Genomic DNA, 1,578 nt, shown 5'->3' on the forward strand with positions numbered 1-1,578 from the left:
CCGCTGGGTCGGCGCCGCCCGCCGCACCGCAGCGCCCGCGCCGAACCGCGGCGACGATCGCGGTCGCGACCGCGCTGGGCGTGGTCGCGGTCGGCGGTGGCGCGTACCTGCTGGCGCGCGACGACGACGACGGCGGACCGGACCGCTCGCCGGCGACGACGAGCGTCGGGCGGACGACCACGAAGGGCGGTGGCTCGACGCCGGCGGCCCGGCGCACCGCCGTCGCCCGCGACGTCGCCCGCCTGATGACGCTCTCGGCGAAGGGCCGCGCCCTCACCGCCGTCGACCCACAGGCGGCGCTGGTGAACCGTCGCCGGGTACTGCGCCGGCTCGACGCGTTGCGGCCCGCCGACGACGGGCAGCGAACCGCGATCGACGCCTTCCGCGACGCGATCCGCGCCTCGATCAGCGCCAACCAGGCGCGACTCGCGGGCCGCCCCGCGACCGCCGACGCCGACGCCACGGCCGCCAAGCGTCGCTTCTGCGATCTCTGGAGCAGCTCGGGGATGGCCGCCGACGCGCAGCGCTCCTGCGATCCCGGACGGATCTGAGGGCGGCGGCCAGCGGGCATGGCGCGCCACGGCCGGGGAGCGGCGGGGACCGTGGCGTCTCCTGCTCGCCAGAGGTGCACCAGACGCCAAGGCCCGACCCGACACGGGGGTCTGGCTTCCGGTGCAGGCTCGCGCTCGGCTGGCCGTCCGCTGCGACCCGGAGCGATCCGAGCGCGCCCGCCCGCCTCGCCGCCTTCCCCCCCTCCCCGGCCTGGCGCCCAGCCCGCTCAGCCGCCGGCCAGCAGGAAGTCGCGGATCCCGCTCGCGATCGCGCGGCCCGCGCGGCGGCGCCAGGCGGGGTCGCTCATCCGCGCGGCGTCGGCGGCGTTGCGCATGTTGCCCGACTCGATCATCACCGCCGGGACCCTCGCCAGGTTGAGTCCGCCGAGGTCGGTGCGGACGTCGAGCCCGCGGCGCCCGAGGTAGGTCGCGTAGCCGCTGCCGGTGCCCGTCCGGAAGGCCGCTCGCAGCGCCCGCCCGAGCCGCTCCGACGGGGCCACGATCCGGTCGTGGCCCGCGACCTGGGGCACGCGCCCGGGCAGGATCACGTGGAACCCGCGACCGCCCGGCGGCCCGCCGTCGGCGTGGATCGAGACCGCCGCCGCGGCCCGGTTGGCGTTCGCGATCCGGGCCCGCCGGTCGACGCACGGCCCGACGCCGCGATCGTCCTGGCGGGTCAGGACGACGGTCGCCCCGAGCGCGCGCAGCGCCCGTCGCGCCTGGATCGCCACCAGCCAGTTGAAGCGCGACTCGTTCAGCCCGCGGACGCTGGTGGTCCCGGTCGTGTTGCACGGCTTGCGGCCGTTGCCGATCGCGACCAGCCGGTTGATCGCCGCCGGGTGCGCGCCGTTGGCGCCGTTGTGGCCCGGGTCGATCACGACCGTGCGGCCCGCGAGCACGCGCCCGTCGGTCGCCGCCGGCGGCTCGGTGGCGGTCACGACGCCGTCGGTCCCGCCCGTCGCGCCGCCGCCTGCCGCATCACCGCCGGTCGCGCCGCCTGCCGTCGCGCGCCCGGTCGCCGCTCCGT

Annotated in this window: 1 protein-coding gene and 1 pseudogene; one reads left to right on the forward strand and one right to left on the reverse strand. The window is 78.5% G+C overall.

Going from position 1 to position 1,578, the window contains the following annotated elements:
- Positions 1–551, forward strand: a pseudogene (locus tag PAI11_RS09325) (hypothetical protein); the annotation flags it as partial.
- 227 nt (positions 552–778) lie between these two features.
- On the opposite strand, the gene PAI11_RS09330 reads toward PAI11_RS09325, so the two are convergent.
- Positions 779–1,578 (reverse strand): N-acetylmuramoyl-L-alanine amidase (locus tag PAI11_RS09330; protein WP_138974201.1); only part of this gene is annotated, 800 nt, incomplete at its 5' end.

It is taken from the genome of Patulibacter medicamentivorans, from assembly GCF_000240225.1.
Lineage (GTDB): Bacteria > Actinomycetota > Thermoleophilia > Solirubrobacterales > Solirubrobacteraceae > Patulibacter > Patulibacter medicamentivorans.